The organism is Brevibacterium rongguiense, assembly GCF_009857845.1.
Taxonomy (GTDB): domain Bacteria; phylum Actinomycetota; class Actinomycetes; order Actinomycetales; family Brevibacteriaceae; genus Brevibacterium; species Brevibacterium rongguiense.
This window is the reverse complement of sequence record NZ_WWEQ01000001.1, coordinates 86,056-106,915: the sequence shown is the minus strand read 5'-3', so window position 1 is coordinate 106,915 and position 20,860 is coordinate 86,056. Positions and strand designations below refer to the sequence as shown.

General features: G+C 73.2%; 20 protein-coding genes, 4 tRNA genes and 1 pseudogene. 15 read left to right on the top strand and 10 right to left on the bottom strand.

Annotated features, from left to right (window positions below):
* Positions 1-368: 368 nt before the first annotated feature.
* Positions 369-1,286 carry a quinone oxidoreductase family protein gene (locus tag GSY69_RS00530; protein ID WP_160951961.1) on the bottom strand — a complete coding sequence of 306 codons (918 nt, stop codon included), beginning with the start codon at positions 1,284-1,286 and terminating at the stop codon, positions 369-371.
* Positions 1,287-1,471: 185 nt separating this feature from the next.
* A complete protein-coding gene (gene rarD / locus GSY69_RS00525; RefSeq protein WP_160951960.1) occupies positions 1,472-2,395 on the bottom strand; it encodes an EamA family transporter RarD in 924 nt (307 codons plus the stop codon).
* A gap of 260 nt (positions 2,396-2,655) precedes the next feature.
* Between rarD and GSY69_RS00520 the strand changes: the two genes are divergently transcribed.
* Positions 2,656-4,074, top strand: coding sequence for an FAD-dependent oxidoreductase (locus GSY69_RS00520; RefSeq protein WP_160951959.1), 1,419 nt, complete (start codon positions 2,656-2,658; stop codon positions 4,072-4,074).
* Between the two features lie 90 nt (positions 4,075-4,164).
* Here GSY69_RS00520 and GSY69_RS00515 read toward each other — a convergent pair whose 3' ends face one another.
* Positions 4,165-4,494, bottom strand: a complete 330-nt coding sequence (locus GSY69_RS00515; protein WP_160951958.1) for a YnfA family protein — start codon at positions 4,492-4,494, stop codon at positions 4,165-4,167.
* 338 nt (positions 4,495-4,832) lie between these two features.
* Complete coding sequence (locus GSY69_RS15065; protein WP_328698699.1) at positions 4,833-5,042, bottom strand: hypothetical protein; 210 nt, start codon at positions 5,040-5,042, stop codon at positions 4,833-4,835.
* A 45-nt stretch (positions 5,043-5,087) separates the two neighbouring features.
* Between GSY69_RS15065 and GSY69_RS15060 the strand changes: the two genes are divergently transcribed.
* A complete protein-coding gene (locus GSY69_RS15060) occupies positions 5,088-5,753 on the top strand; it encodes an FUSC family protein (RefSeq protein ID WP_328698698.1) in 666 nt (221 codons plus the stop codon).
* A 31-nt stretch (positions 5,754-5,784) separates the two neighbouring features.
* Here GSY69_RS15060 and GSY69_RS00505 read toward each other — a convergent pair whose 3' ends face one another.
* A complete protein-coding gene (locus GSY69_RS00505) occupies positions 5,785-6,276 on the bottom strand; it encodes a YajQ family cyclic di-GMP-binding protein (RefSeq protein WP_160951956.1) in 492 nt (163 codons plus the stop codon).
* A gap of 255 nt (positions 6,277-6,531) precedes the next feature.
* Between GSY69_RS00505 and GSY69_RS00500 the strand changes: the two genes are divergently transcribed.
* Positions 6,532-6,614: transfer RNA gene (locus GSY69_RS00500), tRNA-Tyr, on the top strand.
* A gap of 189 nt (positions 6,615-6,803) precedes the next feature.
* Here the strand turns inward: GSY69_RS00500 and GSY69_RS00495 are convergent.
* Positions 6,804-8,525: a glycoside hydrolase family 15 protein gene (locus GSY69_RS00495; RefSeq protein WP_407924995.1), complete on the bottom strand. Its 1,722-nt coding sequence runs from the start codon at positions 8,523-8,525 to the stop codon at positions 6,804-6,806.
* Positions 8,526-8,615, bottom strand: a pseudogene (locus tag GSY69_RS15300) (hypothetical protein); the annotation flags it as partial. It lies immediately after the preceding gene.
* Between the two features lie 516 nt (positions 8,616-9,131).
* On the opposite strand from GSY69_RS15300, the gene gdhA reads away from it, so the two are divergent.
* The 4 genes from gdhA to GSY69_RS00475 all read left to right on the top strand — a co-directional run bounded on the left by gdhA (position 9,132) and on the right by GSY69_RS00475 (position 11,558).
* Complete coding sequence (gdhA, locus tag GSY69_RS00490; RefSeq protein WP_160951955.1) at positions 9,132-10,472, top strand: NADP-specific glutamate dehydrogenase; 1,341 nt, start codon at positions 9,132-9,134, stop codon at positions 10,470-10,472.
* On the top strand, positions 10,469-11,275 hold the full coding sequence (locus GSY69_RS00485) for a glycerophosphodiester phosphodiesterase (protein WP_328698697.1): 807 nt from the start codon (positions 10,469-10,471) through the stop codon (positions 11,273-11,275). Before gdhA ends, GSY69_RS00485 begins: the two co-directional genes overlap by 4 nt.
* Positions 11,276-11,390: 115 nt before the next feature.
* Positions 11,391-11,463: transfer RNA gene (locus tag GSY69_RS00480), tRNA-Thr, on the top strand.
* 21 nt (positions 11,464-11,484) lie between these two features.
* Positions 11,485-11,558, top strand: a tRNA-Met gene (locus GSY69_RS00475).
* 77 nt (positions 11,559-11,635) lie between these two features.
* Here GSY69_RS00475 and GSY69_RS00470 read toward each other — a convergent pair.
* Together GSY69_RS00470 and GSY69_RS00465 are read right to left on the bottom strand one after the other, a co-directional pair.
* Positions 11,636-13,288, bottom strand: a complete 1,653-nt coding sequence (locus GSY69_RS00470) for an AMP-binding protein (RefSeq protein WP_160951954.1) — start codon at positions 13,286-13,288, stop codon at positions 11,636-11,638.
* Positions 13,289-13,378: 90 nt separating this feature from the next.
* Positions 13,379-14,482, bottom strand: coding sequence for a hypothetical protein (locus tag GSY69_RS00465; RefSeq protein ID WP_160951953.1), 1,104 nt, complete (start codon positions 14,480-14,482; stop codon positions 13,379-13,381).
* Between the two features lie 101 nt (positions 14,483-14,583).
* Between GSY69_RS00465 and GSY69_RS00460 the strand changes: the two genes are divergently transcribed.
* The 4 genes from GSY69_RS00460 (at position 14,584) to GSY69_RS00445 (ending at position 17,573) form a co-directional block, all read left to right on the top strand.
* Entirely contained in the window at positions 14,584-15,429 is an 846-nt protein-coding gene (locus GSY69_RS00460; RefSeq protein WP_160951952.1) for a TetR family transcriptional regulator, read from the top strand.
* Positions 15,430-15,575: 146 nt separating this feature from the next.
* The gene (locus GSY69_RS00455; protein ID WP_160951951.1) at positions 15,576-16,028 is read left to right on the top strand and encodes an FAS1-like dehydratase domain-containing protein; all 453 of its coding nucleotides are present in this window, start codon (positions 15,576-15,578) and stop codon (positions 16,026-16,028) included.
* Entirely contained in the window at positions 16,021-16,503 is a 483-nt protein-coding gene (locus GSY69_RS14325) for a MaoC/PaaZ C-terminal domain-containing protein (RefSeq protein WP_235936167.1), read from the top strand. Before GSY69_RS00455 ends, GSY69_RS14325 begins: the two co-directional genes overlap by 8 nt.
* On the top strand, positions 16,500-17,573 hold the full coding sequence (locus GSY69_RS00445; protein ID WP_160951950.1) for a UDP-N-acetylmuramate dehydrogenase: 1,074 nt from the start codon (positions 16,500-16,502) through the stop codon (positions 17,571-17,573). Before GSY69_RS14325 ends, GSY69_RS00445 begins: the two co-directional genes overlap by 4 nt.
* A gap of 63 nt (positions 17,574-17,636) precedes the next feature.
* On the opposite strand, the gene GSY69_RS00440 is transcribed toward GSY69_RS00445, so the two are convergent.
* Entirely contained in the window at positions 17,637-18,665 is a 1,029-nt protein-coding gene (locus GSY69_RS00440; protein WP_160951949.1) for an adenosine deaminase, read from the bottom strand.
* A 125-nt stretch (positions 18,666-18,790) separates the two neighbouring features.
* On the opposite strand from GSY69_RS00440, the gene GSY69_RS00435 reads away from it, so the two are divergent.
* From GSY69_RS00435 to rplK, 4 genes are all read left to right on the top strand, one after another.
* Positions 18,791-18,863, top strand: a tRNA-Trp gene (locus GSY69_RS00435).
* A gap of 69 nt (positions 18,864-18,932) precedes the next feature.
* Positions 18,933-19,205: a preprotein translocase subunit SecE gene (secE, locus tag GSY69_RS00430; protein WP_160951948.1), complete on the top strand. Its 273-nt coding sequence runs from the start codon at positions 18,933-18,935 to the stop codon at positions 19,203-19,205.
* A gap of 80 nt (positions 19,206-19,285) precedes the next feature.
* Positions 19,286-20,170 (top strand): transcription termination/antitermination protein NusG, encoded by an 885-nt coding sequence (nusG, locus tag GSY69_RS00425; RefSeq protein ID WP_328698696.1) that lies wholly within the window; start codon positions 19,286-19,288, stop codon positions 20,168-20,170.
* 214 nt (positions 20,171-20,384) lie between these two features.
* Positions 20,385-20,822, top strand: a complete 438-nt coding sequence (gene rplK / locus GSY69_RS00420; protein WP_160951947.1) for a 50S ribosomal protein L11 — start codon at positions 20,385-20,387, stop codon at positions 20,820-20,822.
* Positions 20,823-20,860: the final 38 nt, after the last annotated feature.

Genomic DNA, 20,860 nt, shown 5'->3' with positions numbered 1-20,860 from the left:
CTGCGGCGCGGCGGGCGTAGAGCACGGGCAGCGTCGGCACGCCCTCGCGCAGGTCCGTGCCCGGCGTCTTGCCGGTCTTCGCTCCATCGCCGCTGGGCCGCCGAGGCCGTCGAGGCGCTGGCCGCGCTGCCCGCGGGCGCCGTGCGCGACGAGCTCGAGGCGTTTGCCGCCTCGGTCGTCGAGCGGGTCGCCTAGACCGAGCGCCGTTCGCGGCTCCCGCGGTTCGCGCGCGCCGCGGCCGCCGCCGACCAGGCGTTCGGGCGTCACGGCGAAGATCGTCTGGTCGTCGCCGTGGGAGAGCCGCGGGAGACAGGAGAGGCGCCGTCGTTGCCAGCGGGGCTGGTGATCCGGGATGCGGAGGCGACGGCTCAGGGGCAGACGACGAGCTTGCCGCCGCCCCTGCCCGCTGCGGCATCCGCCCACGCCTGCGGCAGCTCTGCCAGGGGGCGGACGTCGGGCCGCACCTCGAGTTCGCCGTTGGCCAGCAGGGCGGCGACCTCGGCGTAGGCGGCGGTGCGCTCGGCCGAGGCGGCCAGGAAGTTCGAATGGCCGATGAAGGAGATGCCCCGATTGCGGAAGTCCGGGGCGGCGATCTCACCGCGTGCCCCGGCGGAGTTGCCCACCTGCGCGAAGCGCCCATAGCGGGCGGTGTGCTCCACCGCAGCGCCGGCGTAGTCGCCCCACAGGGTGTCCACGACGACGTCGAAGGGCTCGAGTCCTGCCAGGCCGGTGGACATCTCGTCCGCCGTGGTGGCGTGCACCGGCCGTCCTCCCGCACGCTCGATGGCGCTGCCGGCGCCGCGGGTGGTGGCCGCAACCTCCGCGGCGCCGAGTGCCCGGGCGAGCTGGACGGTGAGGCGGCCCACGCTGCCCGTGCCGCCCAGTACGAGCACCCGTTCGCCCGCCTGCATCCGCCCGGCCTTCGTGAGCGCCAGGAAGGCGGCGATGCCGGGCACCCCGAGCGCGGCGCCGGCGACCGGGTCGACGCCCGCCGGCAGCTCCACCGTCTCCGCACCGGAGAGGTCCACCCGCTCGGCGAACGAGCCGAACGGCGGAGCCGGTGCGGAGAAGTAGACGTGGGTGTCCGGGCCGGTCTGGGCGACGCCTTCGAAGCCCAGCACGTCACCGGCGGAGAGCGGGCGGAACGGGAAGCCGCCGGCGCCGATCGCGAGGTCCACGGGGTTGAGCGCCGCGGCCCGCACGGGGGCGAGCGCGGGTTCCGCAGTGGGCGGGTCCCAGTCGGAGAGGGCGGGAGTGCCGCCGGGCTGAGCGAGGAATGCCTGCATCGTGCCGCCTTTCGGTTCCGCTGCGACGGCGTGCGGCCCGCCGCCCGGGGCCCCCGTCCGAAGCCGGCGCTCGCCGGGGCGAGCCGGCGGCGAGCGCCGTGGTACAGCGAGAGGCTGTGCGCTCGGGTGAGCGGGAGCCCGAGTCTACGCCGGTGCGATGCGGGGGCAACCCCAGCGCTGCGCCATCAGCGGCGGCGGCCCCGCCGGGAGGCGCGCAGCATGTCCGCGATGATGAGTCCGACCGTGGCCCAGATGATGATGAAGCCGATCCAGCGGGTCGTCGACATCGCCTCGTGGAAGACGAGCGTGCCGAGGACGAATTGCATGGTGGGCGCGATGTACTGGAGCATGCCCACCCAGGACAGCGGGACCCGGCGCGTGGCCCCGGAGAACATGATGAGCGGGATCGCGGTAAGGGGGCCCAGGAGCATCATGATGCCCGCGTGGCCCAGGCCTGCGCTGCCGAAGTGGGAGTGGCCGGTGGCTGCGAGGACGCCGATGACGACGAGCGCGGGCGGGGTGAGGACCGCCGTCTCGATCGTCAGGCCCTCGAGGGCGCCCACCCGGCCGCCCACCCGGTTCTTCACCAGCCCGTAGGTCCCGAAGCTGAAGGCCACGGCCAGCGACAGCCACGGCATGTGGCCGTAGCCCGCCGCGATGACGACGACCGCCGCAGCGCCCAACCCCACCGCGGCCCACTGGAGCGGGCGCAGCCGCTCGTGCAGGAAGATGACGCCCAGCGCGATCGTGACGAGGGGATTGATGAAGTAGCCCAGCGAGATCTCGAGGACGCGGTTGACCTTCACCCCGTAGAGGAACGCGAACCAGTTGCACGCGACGATCGCGCTGGCCAGGGCCAGGGTGCCCAACAGGCGGGGGCTGCGAACCGCGGCCAGGACCCGGCCGAAGCCGCGGGCGCCGGTGAGCAGGATGAGGCAGAAGACCAGCGACCACACGATGCGGTGGGCGAGGATCTCGAGGCTCGAGGCGGGCGCCGCGAGCGCGAAGAACAGGGGCATGAAACCCCAGAAGACATAGCTGGCGGTGCCGAGGAGCAGGCCAGCGCGACGGCGGGCGGCCTCGTCCTCGGGGAGGGGAGTGTGGGTCACCCGCTCAGTCTAGGGAGGCCCCGGGTTCACGGGGCGAGTGCCCGCGGGCAGAGACGCCATCCGGCGCGCACCGGGCCTGCGTCGCTGCCGCTGCCGCTGCCGCAGTGATCCCCGGAGCCGCTGCCGCAGCGATCCTGGCCCGGGTCACAGTGATCCTGCACCGGGATTCGGCAACGAAATGCTGGGCCAATTAGACTGGTCCGCGGTGCCCGTGCGGGCCTCAGACCGCGCGCGGCCGACGCAGACGCTAAAGGAGTGACATGAGCCGAGCTCTCAGGGTGGCGATCGTGGGCGCGGGCCCCGCCGGGATCTACGCGGCGGACCTGCTGACGAAGGCCGAGCGCGACTTCGAGGTCAGCATCGACCTGTTCGAGCGGCTGCCCGCCCCCTTCGGCCTGGTGCGCTACGGCGTGGCCCCGGACCATCCGCGTATCAAGGGCATCATCAACGCGCTCATCAAGGTCCTCGACCGCGGCGACATCCGCCTTTTCGGCAACGTCGACTTCGGCACGGACATCACGCTCGAGCAGCTGCAGGACCACTACGACGCCGTCATCTTCTCCACCGGCAGCTTCGTCGATGCCCGCCTCGACATCCCCGGGGTGGACCTGCCGCGCTCCTACGGCGCCGCCGACTTCGTCAACTGGTACGACTCGCACCCCGATGTGGGCCAGGAGTGGCCGCTCGACGCGCAGCGCGTCGCGGTGATCGGCAACGGCAATGTGGCCCTCGACGTGGCGCGCATCCTCGCCAAGCAGGCCGATGACCTGCTGAGCACGGAGATCCCGGATCACGTGTACGACGGGCTCAAGAAGTCCGAGGTCACGGACGTCCACGTCTTCGGCCGCCGCGGCCCGGCGCAGACGAAGTTCACCCCGCTCGAGCTGCGCGAACTGGGCCACGTCAAGGACGTCGACATCATTGTCTACCCGGAGGACTTCGAGTTCGACGAGGCCTCCATGGCGGCGATCCACTCGAACAACCAGGTCAAGCAGGTCACCAAGACCCTCACGGACTTCACGCTGCGCGAGCCCACGGGCGCCCCCCGCCGCCTGCACCTGCACTTCCTCCACGCACCGGTGGCCGTGCTGGGAACCCAGGAGGAGGGGGTCACGGGCCTGCGCACCGAGCGCCAGGAGCTCGACGGCAACGCCGGGGTCACCGGCACTGGCGAATTCGTCGACTGGGGCATGGACGCGGTCTACCGGGCGGTCGGCTACTTCGGCTCGCCGCTGCCCGGCCTGCCCTTCGATCAGGCCCGCGGCGTCATCACGAACGTCGAGGGCCGCGTGGTGGACGGCGACGCACAGGCCACGGCCGCGCAGGCCGAGACCATTCCGGGCGTCTACACGACCGGTTGGATCAAGCGGGGCCCGGTGGGCCTCATCGGCCACACGAAGGGCGATGCGCTCGAGACGATCACGCACCTCATCGAGGACCGCGCTGCCGGTGCGCTGCCCGAGCCCGCGCACCCGGGCGAGGACGACATTGTGGACTTCCTCGACGCGGCGGGCGTCGAGTACGTCGACTGGGAGGGCTACCACCTCCTCGAGGCCGCGGAGAAGGCCGCGGGCGAGCCCCACGGCCGCGAGCGCATCAAGATCGCCACGCGGGAGGGCATGCTCGCGCAGGCCCGGCGCGCGGTGGAGTCCGCCGCCGAGGCGCCCGCGGGGCACTGAGCGGCGCCGCCTCGGGCGCGGGCCGGGGCGTGGGCCGGGCCCACACGCCCCTCAGCCGGCCCGGGGGAGGGCGCCCGGGCCCGAGGCCGCTCAGCGCGGGGCGTACATGATGAGCGCCACGCCGACCAGGCAGACGAGCGCGCCGCTGAGGTCCCAGGCATCGGGCCGGAAGCCGTCGGCGACCATTGCCCACGCGAGCGACCCGACGATGAAGACGCCCCCGTAGGCCGCGAGGACCCGCCCGAAGCCGCCGTCGGGCTGCAGAGCGGCGGTGAAGCCGTAGAGGCCCAGCGCCACGACCCCGGCGCCCAGGAACAGCCACCCGCGGTGCTCGCGGACGCCCTGCCAGATCAGCCATGCCCCGCCGATCTCGAGCACGGCGGCCAGTGCGAACAGGACGATCGACTTGAGGGTGTCCATGGGGCTCCTGAGCAGGGCGGCGGGCAATCGCCTCCCACCCTTGCAGACCGTCCGCCGGCGCGCACCGGGCAGGCCGGCCGCAGGCCCCAAACCCGTCGTCCACACGCCCGCCACCCCAGCCACGGACCACCAGCCCACCAGCCCCCCAGTCCCAGACCACCAGGAGCCCCCGCACCCGTGAACCACGTCCGCGAATTCTTCCGCCTGGCACCCGCCCAGCGCGACCACATCCCCGCCTTCCGCATCGCGCTGGGCGTGGGGGCCCCCCTCCTCGCGCTGCTGGCGCTCGGCCGGCTGGACCTCGCGATCTACGCCTCCTTCGGCGCGTTCACCGGGATCTACGGCCGGTTCGAGGCGCGCCGCGCGCGGGCGGCGCGCCAGGCGATCGCGGGCGGGCTGCTCACCGCCTCCGTGGCCGTCGGCGCCGTGCTCGCGGCGCTGGGGGCGGACGTCTGGGCGCTCACTGCCGTGACCGCGCTCGTGTCCGGGGCCGGTGCGGTGACCGCGGCGCGATTCGGGCTCAAGCCGTCCGGGTCGATCTTCTTCATCTTCGCCACCGCCGCGGTGGGCTCGGTGCCGCACGGGGCTCCGGTGTGGCTCGCCGCGGGCAGCGCGGCGGCGGCCGCGGGCTTCTGCATCCTGCTGGGCACCGGGGCCCACCTGCTGGGCGAGGGCCGCATCCACGAGCCCCTCGGCCGCCTGACCTCGAACCTCGCGGCCCGCGAGCTGGCGGGGCAGTTCGGCCGCTTCACCGCCGCGCCCCTGCTGGGCGGGGCCCTGGGGATCGCCGCAACGCAGCTGCTGCCGGGCCTCTCCCACTCCTACTGGGCGATGGTGGCGGCGGCCGCGCCCATCAGCGCGCCCCACCGCTCGGCGCGGGTGACCGCGGCCTGCACAGGATCGTGGGCACGCTGGCGGGGGTCGCGGTCACGGCGCTGCTCCTCGCGTTCCCGGCCCAGCCCTGGCAGCTCGTGCTCTACGTCATCGTCCTGCAGTTCGCCGCCGAGGTGCTGGTCACCCGCAACTACGCACTCGCTCTGCTCTTCATCACCCCGCTGGCGCTCACGATGACCCAGCTGGGCAGCCCCCAGCCGGTGGGCGGGCTCGTCGCCTCGCGGGCGGCGGAGACGGCGATCGGGGCCGCGGCGGGCATCGCCGTGGTGCTCCTGGGCTTCCGCACCGAGGGCCGCGAACGGCGCCGCGCCCGCGAGGCCGCCCGCGGTCCGGGACACAGCGCACAGGGCGACCGGCACGGGTGAGGGCCACCGGATGGGGGCGGCGCCGGGGTGCTCAGCGGTATTTCGTGAACTGCACGTCGACGTCGAGGTCCTTGCCCTTGAGCAGGGAGATGACGTCCTGGAGGTCATCGCGCTTCTTCGAGGTCACCCGCAGCTCATCGCCCTGGATCTGGGCCTTGACGCCCTTGGGGCCCTCCTCGCGGATGATCTTCGAGATCTTCTTCGCGTTGTCCTGGTCGATGCCGTCCTTGATCGAGGCCTCCAGGCGGAACTCCTTGCCCGAGGGGTACGGCTCGCCCAGGTCCAGCGACTTCAGGGAGATGCCGCGCTTGATGAGCTTGGACTCGAAGACATCGAGGACGGCCTTGACGCGGTCCTCGGAGACGGCCTTCATCATGACCTTCTCGCCCGACCAGGCGATCGAGGCGTCCGTGCCCTTGAAGTCGTAGCGCGAGCCGATCTCCTTGGCCGCCTGGTTGAGGGCGTTGTCCGCCTCCTGCTTGTCGACCTTGCTCACGATGTCGAAGCTCGAATCGCCTGCCATGTGTCATCCACTCCTTCGCGTCCGCCGCGGCCGCTGCTCGTCTTGGGTGTGCGGGGCCGGCCCCCAGCCGGGTCGTCGAGGCGCGGGGCCGGTGCTCGTGCGGCCAGTCTAGGGGCTCGGGGCGGCTGCGGGCTGCGCGGCGCGGTGCGGTGACAGCGGTATGCGCGGGCGCCGGCCCCGCAATTTCACAACGGCCGCGGCGCTATGTATGCTTTCTCTGGTGTTCATGCGGGCTGACCCGCACGAGCGCACCGCGGCAGGTTACCCGAGCGGCCAAAGGGGACTGACTGTAAATCAGTTGGCTTATGCCTACATAGGTTCGAATCCTATACCTGCCACACGGAAGAAGGGCCCCGCCACCAGCGAATACGCTGGGGCGGGGCCTTCGCCGTGGATGCCCGCGCGTGACCGGTGACGGGCGCGCCGCTCGGCGCCGTCGCCCGTCCCAGCGCTGCTGTCCACGCCGTGCCGTCCCTCACGCCGGTGCCGGGATCGAGGCATCGGCACCCCGGGGCCGTGCGGTCGGCTCAGTCGGCGGCGCCCACGCGGCCGAGCGCCTCGGCGGCCCGGATGAGGCCCAGGTGGCTGAACGCCTGGGGGAAGTTTCCCGCCATGCGGCCGGCGCGCCCGTCGTACTCCTCGCTGAAGAGCCCCAGGTCGTTGCCCGCGGCCACGACGCGCTCCATGAGAGCGTGCGCATCCGCGCGGCGCCCGGAGTCCGCGTACTGCTCGACGAGCCAGAAGCAGCAGACGAGGAACGGGTGCTCGATGCCCGCCAGGCCGTCTTGGCCCTGGGCGCGGTAGCGCAGCACCAGGCCGTCGGCGGTGAGCAGGTCGGCCTCGATCCGGGCAACCGTCGCGAGCATCCGCGGGTCATCGGCCGGCACGAAGCCCGTGTGCGGGATCTGCAGGAGGGAGGCATCGACCTCCGCGGAGCCGTAGGTCTGGGTGAACGCCCCATCCTCGTCGACCCCGTGCTCCAGCACCTCCTCCCGCAGCCGGGCGCGCATCCGCCGCCACCCCTCGACGTCCGCGGCGGGCGCGGTGAGTCCCTCGTCCTCGACGGCGCGGATCCCGCAGTCGAAGGCGGCCCACACCATGATCCGCGAGTGGGTGAAGTAGGCGGGCTCCCCGCGCATCTCCCACAGGCCCTGGTCCGGATCGTCGATGTGCGCGGCGCTGTAGCGCAGCAGCTCGCACTGCAGCGCCCAGGACCACTGCGATTCCGCGAGCCCCGCGCGCCGCATGTGCGCCAGTGCGATCATCACCTCGCCCACGACGTCGCCCTGGTACTGCGCGACTGCGGCGTTGCCCACGCGCACGGGCCGCGAGCCGTCGTAGCCGGCCAGGTGGTCGAGCTCGAGCTCGGTGAGGATGCGCTCGCCGCCCACGCCGTACATGATCTGCAGGCGCTCGGGATCGCCGGCGATGGCGCGCAGCAGCCAGTCCCGCCAGCCCGCCGCCGCCGAGGTGTGGCCGTGGGTGAGCAGCGCCTCGAGCGTGAGCGCCGCGTCGCGCAGCCAGCAGTAGCGGTAGTCCCAGTTGCGCTCGCCCCCGAAGTCCTCCGGCAGGCTCGTCGTGGGCGCGGCGACGATCCCGCCCGTGGTGCGGTGGGTGAGGGCGCGCAGGGTCAGCAGCGAGCGCTCCACGAGCTCGCACCACTCGCCGGCGACCTCGGAGCGCTCGAGCCACTGGCTCCACGCCGCGTGGGTGCGCTGCCGTGCCCAGTCCGGATCCGGCGGCTCGGGCGCGGTCGACCACGAGGGGAACCACGTGAGCGTCCACGTCGCACGGGCCTGTGCCTCGGCGCTCAGCTCGTGGCGGCCCTCGTGGACGGAGTCGTGCGGGTGCAGCGCGGGGCCGTGGAGGGCGAGCGCGCTGGGGCCGCCCACCGCGGTGAAGACCTCGGTGCCCGCGGCATCGGCCTGCTGGTGGACCCAGGGGACCACCGAGCCGTAGTCGAAGCGCACGCGCAGCTCCTGTTCGACCACCACGCGCCCGCGCGTGCAGGTCACGGTGCGCATGAGGTCGGAGTTCTCCGCCACCGGGGCGCCGCTGGGCGCGTGCCCGTCCGGGGGCACCGGCGCATCGAGGGCGACGTCCGCCGCGGCGGCCGCGCCGGCCGCATCGCAGTGGTCGCCCGGGGGATGGAGCACCGGCATGAAGTCGTGGACGACGGCGGTGCCGGTGGGGGAGCGCCAGGTCGTCTCGAGGATGAGCGTGCCGGGCAGGTAGCGGCGGGAGAGCACGCGGCCGTCGGCGATCGCCAGGCGCCACGCACCGTTGGACTCGTCGCCCAGGAGGGCCGCGAACGCGGCCGGCGAGTCGAAGCGGGGCAGGCACAGCCAGTCGACGACGCCCTGCGGGTGATGAGCGCGGCCGTCCGGTTGTCCGACAGCAGCGCGTGCTCGCCGATGGGCACGCTGTGCCCGGCCGCCCGCTCATCGCCCGCCGCGGCGCCCGAGTCGCCTGCACCCGCCTCGTGTCCCGAATCGCCCGCGCGCGAGCGCTCTGCGTCCGCGCGCCGGTGCCGTGTGCTGCCCGCTGTCCCATCGCCGGTCATCGTGCGATTCTCCCGCAGGGGTCCGCCCGGCGTCGATGCGTTCCGCCGACCGGTCCTGCGGTGGCGCACCGCAGCGGTACCGCCGTTACCGGGCGGGGGCGTCCCGGCACCCGTCTCAGCCCGCGGTGAGCGGGAGGCGGCCCGCGGTCCGCGGATGGCAGACTGGGACCGGCACGGCCACTGCCCCGCGCCTCGGCGGCGGTGGGCACCGCGCGCCCGAGGCCCGGGTGGCCCGGCCGCTGCCGCGCCCGGCCCAGGCACGCCCGACGAACCGCCGACGAATGGAGAGACGATGGCCCGCGAGTCGATCGACGACCTGCTGGAGCGGGTGCTCGCCCGCAATCCCAACGAGCCGGAATTCCACCAGGCCGTGCGCGAGGTGCTGGGCTCGCTGCGCGCCATGGAAGGCCGCCATCCGGAGTACGAGGACGCGCGGATCGTCGCGCAGATGTGCGAGCCGGAGCGCCAGATCATCTTCCGGGTGCCGTGGATCGACGATGCGGGCACCGTGCAGATCAACCGCGGCTACCGCGTCGAATTCAACTCCGCGCTGGGCCCCTACAAGGGCGGCCTGCGCTTCCACCCGAGTGTCAACCTCGGCATCGTGAAGTTCCTGGGCTTCGAGCAGATCTTCAAGAACGCGCTCACCGGGCTGCCGATCGGCGGCGGCAAGGGCGGCAGCGACTTCGATCCCCACGGCAAGTCCGATGACGAGGTCATGCGGTTCTGCCAGTCGTTCATGACGGAGCTCTACCGCTACATCGGCGAGTACACCGATGTGCCGGCCGGTGACATCGGAGTGGGCGCGCGGGAGATCGGCTACCTGTTCGGCCAGTACAAGCGCATCACGAACCGCTACGAGTCCGGCGTCCTCACCGGCAAGGGCCTGAGCTGGGGCGGCTCGCTCGTGCGCACCGAGGCCACGGGCTACGGCGCGGCCGCGTTCGCGCAGGAGATGCTGGGCACGCTGGGGATGTCGTTCGACGGCCTGACCGTGGGCGTCTCCGGGTCCGGCAACGTCGCGATCTACGCGATCGAGAAGGTCCAGCAGCTGGGCGGGCGGGCCATCACCGCCTCCGACTCCTCCGGCTACGTCGTCGACGAGGCCGGCATCGACTTGGAGCTGCTCAAGCAGATCAAGGAGGTCGAGCGCGGGCGGATCGGCGAGTACGCCGAGCGCCGCTCCGGCGCCCGCTTCGTCAAGGGCGGCTCCGTGTGGGAGGTCCCCATGGACGTCGCGCTGCCGTGCGCCACCCAGAACGAGGTCGACCCCGACGATGCCCGCGCGCTCGTGCAGAACGGCGCGAAGGTCCTCGCCGAGGGCGCGAACATGCCCACGCAGGCCGATGCGGTGGAGATCCTGCGCGATGCGGGCGTCGCGTTCGGCCCCGGCAAGGCCGCCAACGCAGGCGGTGTGGCCACGAGTGCGCTGGAGATGCAGCAGAACGCCGGGCGCGATACGTGGACGTTCGAGCACACAGAGGAGCGCCTCGTGGAGATCATGAAGAACATCCATGCGGACTGCCTCGCCACGGCCGAGGAGTACGGGCACCCCGGCGACTACGTCGCGGGCGCCAACATCGCGGGCTTCCGGCGGGTCGCGGACGCGATGCTCGCGTTCGGCGTGGTGTGAGCCCCGCGGTGTTCGCCGAGTACCTCGAGGCCAGCGGCGCCGAGCGCGTGCCGGGCGCCGATGCGCCGCCGTGGGTGATCGCCCACCGCGGGTACTCCGGCGTGGCGCCGGAGAACACGCTGGCCGCCGTGGACGCCGCCCGGGCGCTGGGCGTCGACCTCATCGAGGTCGACATCAACCTGAGCGCCGACGGCACGCCGATCGTCATCCACGACCAGACGCTCAGCCGCACGACGGGCTCGCACGGGACGATCGCCCAGCTCAGCGACGAGCGGATCTCGCTCGCCGATGCCGGCGGCTGGCTGGGGCCGGGGTATGCCGGGCAGCGCGTGAGCCCGCTGCGCACGGTGCTCGCCGCGCTGCGGGCCCACGGGGGCAGCCTGCTCCTCGAGCTCAAGCACGACTGGTCGCCGGGCGCCGTCAGCCGGGTGGCCGAGGAGATCATCGCCGCGGGGATGTCCGATCGCACGATCGTCCAGAGCTTCTCCGCGCGCACGGTGGGCGCCTGCCGCGACCTCGCCCCCATGGTGCCGCGCTGCCTGCTGCGCATGGTGCCCAAGGAGGGCGACCTGGAACTGGCGGCGGAGCTCGAGGCGATCGGCATCAACGTCTCCATGCGCGGCTACGGCCTGCGCCGGGAGCTCGTCGAGGAGGCGATGCGGGCGGGGTTCGGCGTCTTCGTCTTCACCGTCGACACCGCCCGGGAATGGGAGCGGCTGCTGGCAGCCCGGGTCCACGGCCTCATCACGAACCAGCCGGGGCGCCTGCAGGGCTATCTCGCGGCGAAGTACGAGGCGGTCTGAGGCACCCGCCTGCCGGCTGGGAGAGGGCCGCGGCGGCGGGCCCCGGGGGCGGTGCCGATGGTCCCGGCGAGGTTTTGCCAACAGCCGAGTGGCTCATGTACAGTTCTTTCTCGTTGCCCCGATAGCTCAGTCGGCAGAGCATCTCCATGGTAAGGAGAAGGTCAAGGGTTCGATTCCCTTTCGGGGCTCTCGCACGTTCAGCGTGCCGAGGCGGGGTAGCTCAGCTGGTTAGAGCGCACGACTCATAATCGTGAGGTCGGGAGATCGAGCCTCCCCCCCGCTACCGCCCACACGGCCGCCGGATGCCCTCCGGCGGCCGTGTCCATTCACGGCCGGGCGACCCGTTGGCCGGCAGCCCCCTCAGCGCGAGCGCAGCTCCCGGCGCAGGATCTTGCCGGTCGCGGTCTTGGGCAGCTGCTCGAGCACCTCGACGCTGCGCGGGTACTTGTAGGCCGCCATGTTCGCCCGGCAGTAGTCGACGATCTCCTCCCCGCTGGCCTGTGCGCCCTCCTTGAGGGTCACGTACGCCTTGACCGTCTCACCGCGGTACTCGTCGGCCACGCCCACGACGGCCGCCTCGCTGATCGCCGGGTGGCCGTAGATGACGTCTTCGACCTCGCGGGGCCACACCTTGTAGCCGGCGGCGTTGATCATGTCCTTCTTGCGGTCGACGAGGAAGATCCAGCCGTCGGCATCGGCGAAGCCCACGTCGCCGGTCCTGAGGAAGCCGTCGTCAAACGCCTCTTGCGTCGCCTCCGGGCGCTCCCAGTAGCCGGGCACCACCTGGGGCCCCGCGCACAGCAGCTCGCCGTATTCACCGGCCGCGCAGTCGCGGCCGTCCTCGCCCACGACGCGCACCCGGGTGCCGTAGACGGGCCGCCCGATCGACAGGGCGCCGGAGGCGGGGTCGACCGGGGCGCGCGCGTCGCGCGGCACGCCGATGGCCGCGGAGGTCGTCTCGCTCATGCCGAAGATGTTGTGCACGTAGGCGCCGAAGACGCCCTCGAGCCTGTCCGCCAGCGCGGGGGCCACGGGGGCCCCGCCCGTGTAGACGACGTCGAGGCCGGCGAAGTCCTCGGGTCCGTTCTCACTCGCGTCCGCGAGGGCCATGAGCGCGGTGATGGCACCGATCGTGAAGACGGGGCGATGGGCGCGCGCGGCCTGAAGCATCGCCTTCGGGTGGAACCGGTGTGTCAGCGCGATGGGATGGGCGCCGCGGATGCCGAGCATGAGGTGGGCGACCATGCCGGTGATGTGGAACAGCGGGGCGACGCCCAGGATCGGCTGGCCCGGGCGCAGCCCGGTGAGCGCCTCGAACACCTCGGCGTCGAAGGCCAGGTTGCCGTGGGTGTTGCAGGCGCCCTTGGGCTTGCCCGTGGTGCCCGAGGTGTAGGTGAGCAGTGCGACATCGTCCGGCCGCGCCTGCGGTGGGGCGGGCACCGACGGCGGGTCGGCGAAGACGTCCTCGGCGAGCACGCAGCGCGGCTCGGCGGCGAGCTCGGCCGGGGCTGCGACCTCGGCGACCTCCGTGCCGTCGCCGCGCCATTCGCGGTGCCCGCCCACGATCGTGAGCGCGAGCCCGGCGCTCACGACGACATCGCGGGCGACCTCCGCAAAGAGCCCCGGCAGGGTGATGAGGGCCCGGGCCCCGGAATCGGACAGGTGGTAGGCAAGCTCGCGGGCCGTGTTCATGGGGTTGACGGGCACCGCGATGCCGCCGATCTTCCAGGCCGCGATGAGCCCGGCGACGAACAGGGGGTCGTTCTGTGCGAAGAGGGCGATGCGGTCGCCCGGGCCCAGCCCGGCCCGGGACAGTGCACCGGCCAGGGCGGCGGCCCGCTCGTCGAGTTCGCGGAACGTCAGCGGCTGTGCGAAGTCGTAGAGGAAGGGCACGTCCCCGTATTCCGCCACCGCCGCGTCCCACATGGCGACGGCGGTGGGGAAGCGGGAGCCGAGGGGCTCGTCGAACGGCTGGGCCGCGCGCAGCTCCGGGGCGGGGGTATCGGCGGTCATCGCGCTGCTCCTTCGCTGCGGACTCCGGTGTCCGCCTCGACGCCAGCCGAGCGACCGCTCGGCTCGTGTGAAAGCGTAGCGCAGGACGCCTCAGCGCCGCTGGGCTGAACCGCCCGTGCCCGCATCGCCCGTGCCCCCACTGTCTGCGGCAGAGTCCGGGGACGCGGCAGGGCCCTGGGACGCGGCTGAGCCCGGGAGTGGGGAATCGGCATCGGACCCCGCCCCGTGGCCGCCTGCCCGGTCCCGGCGGGGCGGCGGGGAGCCGATGGGGCGGAAGTCGGAGAACGGGTGGGCCCGCACGGCCTCGCGGGCCTCGCGGAGGCTCCGGGCGCCCACCGTGCGCGGGTCGCGGGCGATCATCATGGCCCGCGCGGTGCTGGGGATGAGCAGCGCGATGACCGCCAGGCCGGCCCACAGGGCAAGCGGCCAGCCGGTGCCGCTGCCGAGCACCTCGGCGGAGCTCCAGCTCAGCGGCACGCACACGGCGGCCAGCACCGCGCAGACCGCCGCCACAGCCCAGTGCGCCCAGGCAACGGCGCGCACGGTGCGCGGCGGGCGCACGAGCGCGCACGCCTGCATGGGCCACAGGAGGAAGAACGGGGCGAACAGCGAGCCCGCCCCCAGTCCCAGCACCCAGGCAAGCGCCCACTCCGGGCGCACGTTGAGCAGGTGGACCATGAGCGGGAACCCGGCGATGGCACCGCCGGCGGCGAGCCCCGCGAGCAGCCACATGCGCCCGGGAGCGGCGACGGTGCGCGCGGCGGCACCGGCCGCCTCAGGCAGCGCGGCGCTCGCACCGGCCAGCTGGGCGAAGCGCTGGGGCTCGATGATGCCCATGTCCTCCCAGCGCAGGCCGGAGCGCGCGCAGAAGCGCTTGACCGCGTAGGCGTGGTAGAGCGGCTGCGGGTCACCGCCCAGGTAGGCCAGCGGCTCCCCGGCCCCATCGAGGACGAACCAGCACCGCCGCCAGGCGGTGCGCCGCGGCTGGCCGCGCTCGGGATCGCCGCTCATGCTCCCGCCCGCGCGCAGGCGCAGGTCCGCGAACCCGATCACCGCGGGGGCCCGCGCACCGGTGCGCGGCAGCTCCACCGCGGGTCCGCGCGGCGGGCGCACGATGAGCGCACCGGCGGTGGCCTCGACGAGCGGGGCGCGCGCGGTGGGCTGCGGCTCGAGCGCGAAGCGGCGATCGGCCACGGCCCCTCCTCTTGCGGCGGCGGCCGGGGCACTCCCGGCGCACGGCACGATTCTCGCACGGCTCCGGCGGGCGGGCTGTGCCGATCGTCTACCCTGGCAGGATGACCTCGTCCCCACCGGGCGGCGCCCGCGACACGATCGGCCAGGGCATCCGCCGCGCCCGCAACGCCCGCGGCCGCACCCTGGAGCAGGTGAGCGAGGAGATCGGCGTGAGCCCGGCAACGCTCTCGCTCATCGAGCGCGACAAGGTCTCCGTCACCCGCGCGCGCCTGAAGGAGATCGCCGCCGCGCTCGGCGCGGATCCCGCGGAGCTGGGCTGGGGGACGGACCCGGAGCACGAGGCGCAGCTGCGGGTGGAACCGGAATCCGAGCGCCCCCACGTGCTCGGGGCGGCCATCGAGTGCTTCACGCGGCGCGGGTACCACGGGACGTCCATGCGCGAGATCGCCCAGGCCGGGCACATGAGCGTGGCCGGGGTCTACCACTACTACGAGTCGAAGCAGCAGATGCTCGTCTCCGCGCTCGAACCCGCCATGGTCGAGCTGCGCGATGCCGTCGTCGCCGCGGGTCAGCGCCACCCGGAGGACGAGCCGGAGAAGCGCTTCGCCGCCATGATCGAGGTGCTCGCGATCTTCCACATCACGGAGCGCGACATCGCCTTCCTGGGCGGCAGCGAGCTGCGCAGCCTGGAGGGCGCGAACCGCGAGCGCGTCGTACAGCTGCGCCGCGGCGTCCAGCACCTCGTGGACGCCGAGGCGCAGGCCGCCGCGGCTGCCGGCGCGTTCGCCAATCCGGACATCCTCTTCGCCAGCCGCATGGTCGTGAACATGTGCGTGTCCCTGGCGCGCTGGTATGACCCGGAGGGCCCCGTGGGCCCCGATGACGCGGTGGCCAATGCGGTCGCCTACGCGCTCGCCGTCATGAAGTCCACCGCCGTGGGCGCCTGAGCGCGCCCCGCGCTGCAGCCCACCCGCGCGCGTTCTGCCCTGAGGTCCTCCCGCCGCTAGACTCGGCCGCGGGAGCCCCCGCGCCGCGTGCCGGCGCCGGCGCCGCGCCGGGCGCGGCCCCCAGCCGTTGAGCGGAGAGGATGAGAATGGCAGTCAACACCGAGCTGCAGGGCACGAGCTACGCCCTGCCGGAGCCCTACGAGGTCTCCCGGGAGGCGATCGCGGCCTTCGCGCGCGCCACCCAGTCACATGATGCCGCGCACACGGACCCGCAGGCCGCCCGCGCCCTCGGCTACGCCGATGTCGTCGCGCCGCCCACGTTCGCCGTCATCCCCGCCCAGCGGGCCGAGGCGCGCTACATCTCCCTGCCCGAGGCCGGCATCGACTTCTCGCGGGTCGTCCACGGCTCCGAGCAGTTCTCCTACACCCGCCCGATCGTCGCCGGGGACGTCCTCAGCGCCGTCTGCCACGTCGACGGCCTGCGCGAGGCCGGCGGCCACGCGATGATCACGACGCGCACGGAGATCGCCGATGCGCACGCCGCGCCCGTCGTGACGGTCACGTCCACGATCGTGGTCCGAGGAGGAGACGATGACTGAATCCGCCGCGCCCCGGGACATGCCCGCCCAGTTCGCCCCCGTGGCCGCCCAGCTGCAGGTGGGCGCGCAGGTCGTCACGGCCGACGTCGAGTTCTCCCGCGCGGACCTGATCCGCTACGCGGGCGCCTCGGGCGACTTCAACACGATCCACTGGAACGAGCGCTTCGCCAAGGAGGTCGGCCTCGACGGCGTGATCGCCCACGGCATGCTCACGATGGGCGCGGTCATCGCCCCGATCGTGGAGTGGGCGGGCGCCCCCGGCGCCGTCCTCGACTACCGCACCCGCTTCACCGCTCCGGTCCTCGTGCCGGATGCCTCCAGCGGCTCGCCGGAGCAGCCCACCGCCTTCCTCACGGTGATCGCGAAGGTCGGCGCGATCGACGAGGACGCGAAGACCGTGCGCCTCGACATCGAGGTCGCCGACGGCGAGGCGAAGGTGCTCGGCCGCACCCAGGCCAAGGTGCGGGTGAAGTGAACTTCTCCGAGCTGACGACCATCCGGGTCGGCGGCCCGGCGGCCTCCGTCACCGAGGCCCGCACGCGCGCCGAGCTCATCGCCTTCTGCCGCGCTCACCCGCTCACCGCAGGCGCCGGCACCGCGCCGCCGGCCCTGTTCGTCGCCGGCGGGTCGAACCTGCTCGTCGGCGACGAGGGCTTCGCGGGCGATACGTGCCTCGTGCGCTCCCGCGGCGTGGACACGGAGCCCGGGGCCGACTCCGTGCTCGTCACTGCCGAGGCCGGCGAGCACTGGGACGACTTCGTCGCCTCGTGCGTCGAATACGGCCTGGCCGGCCTCGAGGCGCTCTCCGGCATCCCCGGCACCGTGGGCGCCGCGCCCGTCCAGAACGTGGGGGCCTACGGCGCCGAGGTCTCGGACACGATCGAGTCCGCGCTCGTCTTCGACCGGCTCACGGGCGACGCGCTGCGCCTCCTCGCGCGCGACCTGCACTTCGGCTACCGCACCTCGCTGCTCAAGCGGACCGCCGCCGAGTTCGGCCAGCCCCGCTTCGTCGTGCTCGCGGTGAGCTTCCGCCTGGCGCGGGCGGGGGAGTCCGCCCCGGTGCGCTACGGGCAGCTGGCCGGCCGGCTGGGCGTCGAGGTGGGCCAGGGCGCTCCGACCGACCGGGTGCGCGCGGCCGTGCTGGAGCTGCGCCGGTCCAAGGGCATGGTGCTCGACGAGGCCGACCACGACACCTGGTCGCTGGGCTCGTTCTTCACCAACCCCATCCTGCGGGGCCGCCCGGTGCCCGAGGGCGCGCCGGCCTACCCGGTGACCGACCCCACGACGGGCCGCGCCGAGGAGGGGGCGGTCAAGACCTCGGCGGCCTGGCTCATCGACCGTGCGGGCCTGGCCCGCGGCTACAGCGTGGGCAGCGGCCGGGCGGCCCTGTCCGGCAAGCACACGCTGGCGCTGACGAACCGGGGCGGGGCCACGGCCGCCGATGTCCTTGAGCTCGCCGCCGCCGTGCGCGACGGCGTCGAGGAGCGCTTCGGCATCCGGCTGGTCCCCGAGCCCAACCTCGTGGGCGCGACCCTGCCCGCGTAGGGCGCGGTCGGACGGCAGGGGGCGGCCGGGCGCCTGGGGCGGCCCGGCCCGGCGGTGCCGGTCTCAGCCGGCCGTCCGTGCCTCCCACGCCTCGATGTCGGCGAGCGCGGCTGCCCGGATCCGCTCCGGCGCCAGCGAGGCGCTAAAGCTCATCCGGGCCAGCTGGGCGAGACCGTGAGCGTCGAAGCCGGCCGCGTGGGCCACTGCGTACTGGTCGGTCAGCCGCGCGTCGAAGATGAGCGGGTCATCGGCCCCCAGGGCAACGGTCGCGCCCGCGTCGACGAGCGCGCGCAGCGGGACATCGCCGGCGGCGGGGTAGACGCCGAGCCGCTCATTGGATACCGGGCACGCCTCCAGCGCGATCCCGGCCTCGACGAGCGCCGCCAGCAGCGCGGGATCCTCGGCGGCCCGCACGCCGTGGCCCAGGCGCGTCGGCCGCAGCTCGCGGACGACCTCGCGGATGTGCGCGGGCCCCAGCAGCTCACCGCCGTGGGGCAGGGCCGCCAGGCCCGCCCGGCGCGCGATCGCGAAGGCGGGGCCGAAGGCGGCCGTCGAGCCGGCCCGCTCATCGTTGGACAGCCCGAAGCCCACCACCTGGCCCGCCCCGCTGCCGGCGTGCTGGGCGGCCAGGCGGGCGAGCGCGCGGGCGTCGAGGGGGTGGCGGGTCCGCGAGGCCGCGACGATGAGCGCCATCCCGAAGCCCTCGTCAGACACGGCCCGGGCCTCGTCGAGCGCGATCTCGAGCGCCGGGGTGATGCCGCCGACGAACGGCGCATAGGAGGTCGGGTCGAGCTGGAGCTCGAGCCACCGGGACCCCTCGGCCCGGTCGAGGGCGGCAGCCGTGCGGATGACCTCGCGCATCGCCTCCTCGCCGCGCACCACGGCGCGCGCAGCATCGTAGAGCCGCTGGAAGCGGAACCAGCCGCGGGCATCGGGCGACACGCGCACCGCCTGGGCACCGCTCAGCGCGGCGGGCAGGCGCACACCGGCCCGCGCGGCGAGCGCAGCGAGGGCCGCGGGGCTCAGCGAGCCCGTGAAGTGCAGGTGCAGGTGGGCCTTGGGAAGCGCGTCCAGCTGGGCTCGGGTCGCCATCGCCCCAGCATACGAGCCCGCGGTGCGAGCCCGCCGAGCCGGCGCGGTTCGACGCGCGCGCCCGGGACCGGTATGCTCGTATGCGTCTCCGGTCCGCGGATGCGCATCCGCGCGCTCCGAGGCGAAGGGGTGTGGCGCAATTGGTAGCGCAACGGTCTCCAAAACCGTAGGTTGCAGGTTCGAGTCCTGTCACCCCTGCTCTGGTCTGCTGCCGGGTCCGGCCGGGCTCCGGCAGACCGAAGCACAACGACGACCGAGTGAGGGCGAGTGGCACAGACACCGGCGCAGGCCGACGGCGCGACGAGCGCCCCCGAGCGCACGAAGCGCGGGTTCTTCGCAACGATCGTGCAGTTCTTCCGCGAGGTCTTCTCCGAGCTCAAGAAGGTCGTCACCCCCACCCGCAAAGAGCTCATCAACTACACCCTCGTGGTGCTGGGCTTCGTCATCACCATGATGCTGCTGGTCACCGTGCTGGACTTCGCGTTCGGCAAGCTGTCGGCCTTCGTCTTCGGCGGCGCGGCCCTGTGGCCGCTCTGGTGACGCACCCCTGCCGCCCGGCGCCCGCCGCCTAGCCGCAGCGCCCGCCCCGCATCACCGAGCACAGACCACAAGGAGAACTGGTGTCGGACAACACCCCGGAAACCGAGAACCCCGACGCGGCCGAGACCGCACAGGCGGACACCGCAGCCGCGGCGGCCCAGCCCGCCGAGGAGGCCCAGCCCGCCGCGCAGGGCGCGGACGAGGCCGGCGCCGGCGGCTCGCTGCCGGATGACGAGGCCTCCGCTGAGGCGACCGGGGCCGTCGAGGGCGAGCAGGCCTCGGCAGAGGCCGACGGCACGGCCGCTGCCGAGTCAGAGGCCGATGCCGATGCGGCCGATGCCGAGCCTGAGGTCGATCCCGCCGAGGAGTTCAAGGCCGAGCTGCGCATGCAGGACGGCGACTGGTACGTCATCCACTCCTACGCGGGCTACGAGAACCGCGTGAAGACGAACCTCGAGAACCGTGCGGTCAGCCTCGACATGGAGGACCACATCTTCGAGGTCCAGGTCCCCATGGAAGATGTCGTGGAGATCAAGAACGGCCAGCGCAAGCAGGTGCGCCGCGTGCGCATCCCCGGCTACGTCCTCGTGCGCATGGAGCTCACCGATGAGTCGTGGGGCGTCGTGCGCAATACGCCCGGTGTGACGGGCTTCGTGGGCAATGCCTACGATCCGGTGCCGCTGCGCCTCGATGAGGTCTTCTCCATGCTCGCCCCCGTCTTCGAGGAGAAGCAGGCGGCCGCGGCCAAGGAGTCCGGCGCCGCCCAGCAGACCGCCGACGGCCGGCCCTACGAGGTCGACTTCGAGGTGGGCGAGTCCGTGCTCGTCAAGGAGGGCTCCTTCGAGGGCCACCCCGCGACCATCCAGGAGATCCGCCCGGATCAGCAGAAGCTCGTCGTGCTGCTGTCGATCTTCGAGCGCGACGTGCCGGTCGAACTGGGCTTCAACCAGGTCGAGAAGGTCTGACCGCCGTCCAAGCTTCCGGGCCGCCCGCGCGGCGGTCCGGCACAGCCCCGCCAGGGGTGCGCGGCGCCCGGGTCCGCCCGGGCGCCGCGCGCTTCCCTTCCGCATGCGTTCGTGGAATAATGGTGTGGTTTGACTGTCGGGATCTCATCGGAGCCCGGCGGGAACGCCCCCGCGGCACGAGCCGCGGGATGTCATACGAACGAGAAGGACCAACATGCCTCCCAAGAAAAAGGTTGCTGGCCTGATCAAGCTCCAGATCCAGGCTGGTGCCGCGAACCCGGCACCGCCCATCGGCCCGGCGCTCGGTCAGCACGGCGTCAACATCATGGAATTCTGCAAGGCGTACAACGCCGCGACGGAATCCCAGCGCGGGAACGTCATCCCCGTCGAGATCACCGTGTACGAGGACCGCTCGTTCACGTTCATCACGAAGACGCCGCCGGCCGCGGAGCTCATCAAGAAGGCCGCCGGAGTGAAGTCCGGTTCCGCGACCCCGCACACCGTCAAGGTGGCCCACCTGTCCAAGGACCAGGTGCGCGAGATCGCCCAGACGAAGATGCCCGACCTCAACGCGAACGACCTCGACGAGGCCGATCGCATCATCGCCGGCACCGCCCGGTCGATGGGCATCACCACCGACATCGAAGTCTGATCGCAGACACCAATCCCGTGGCAGGGTCGGCGGACCCG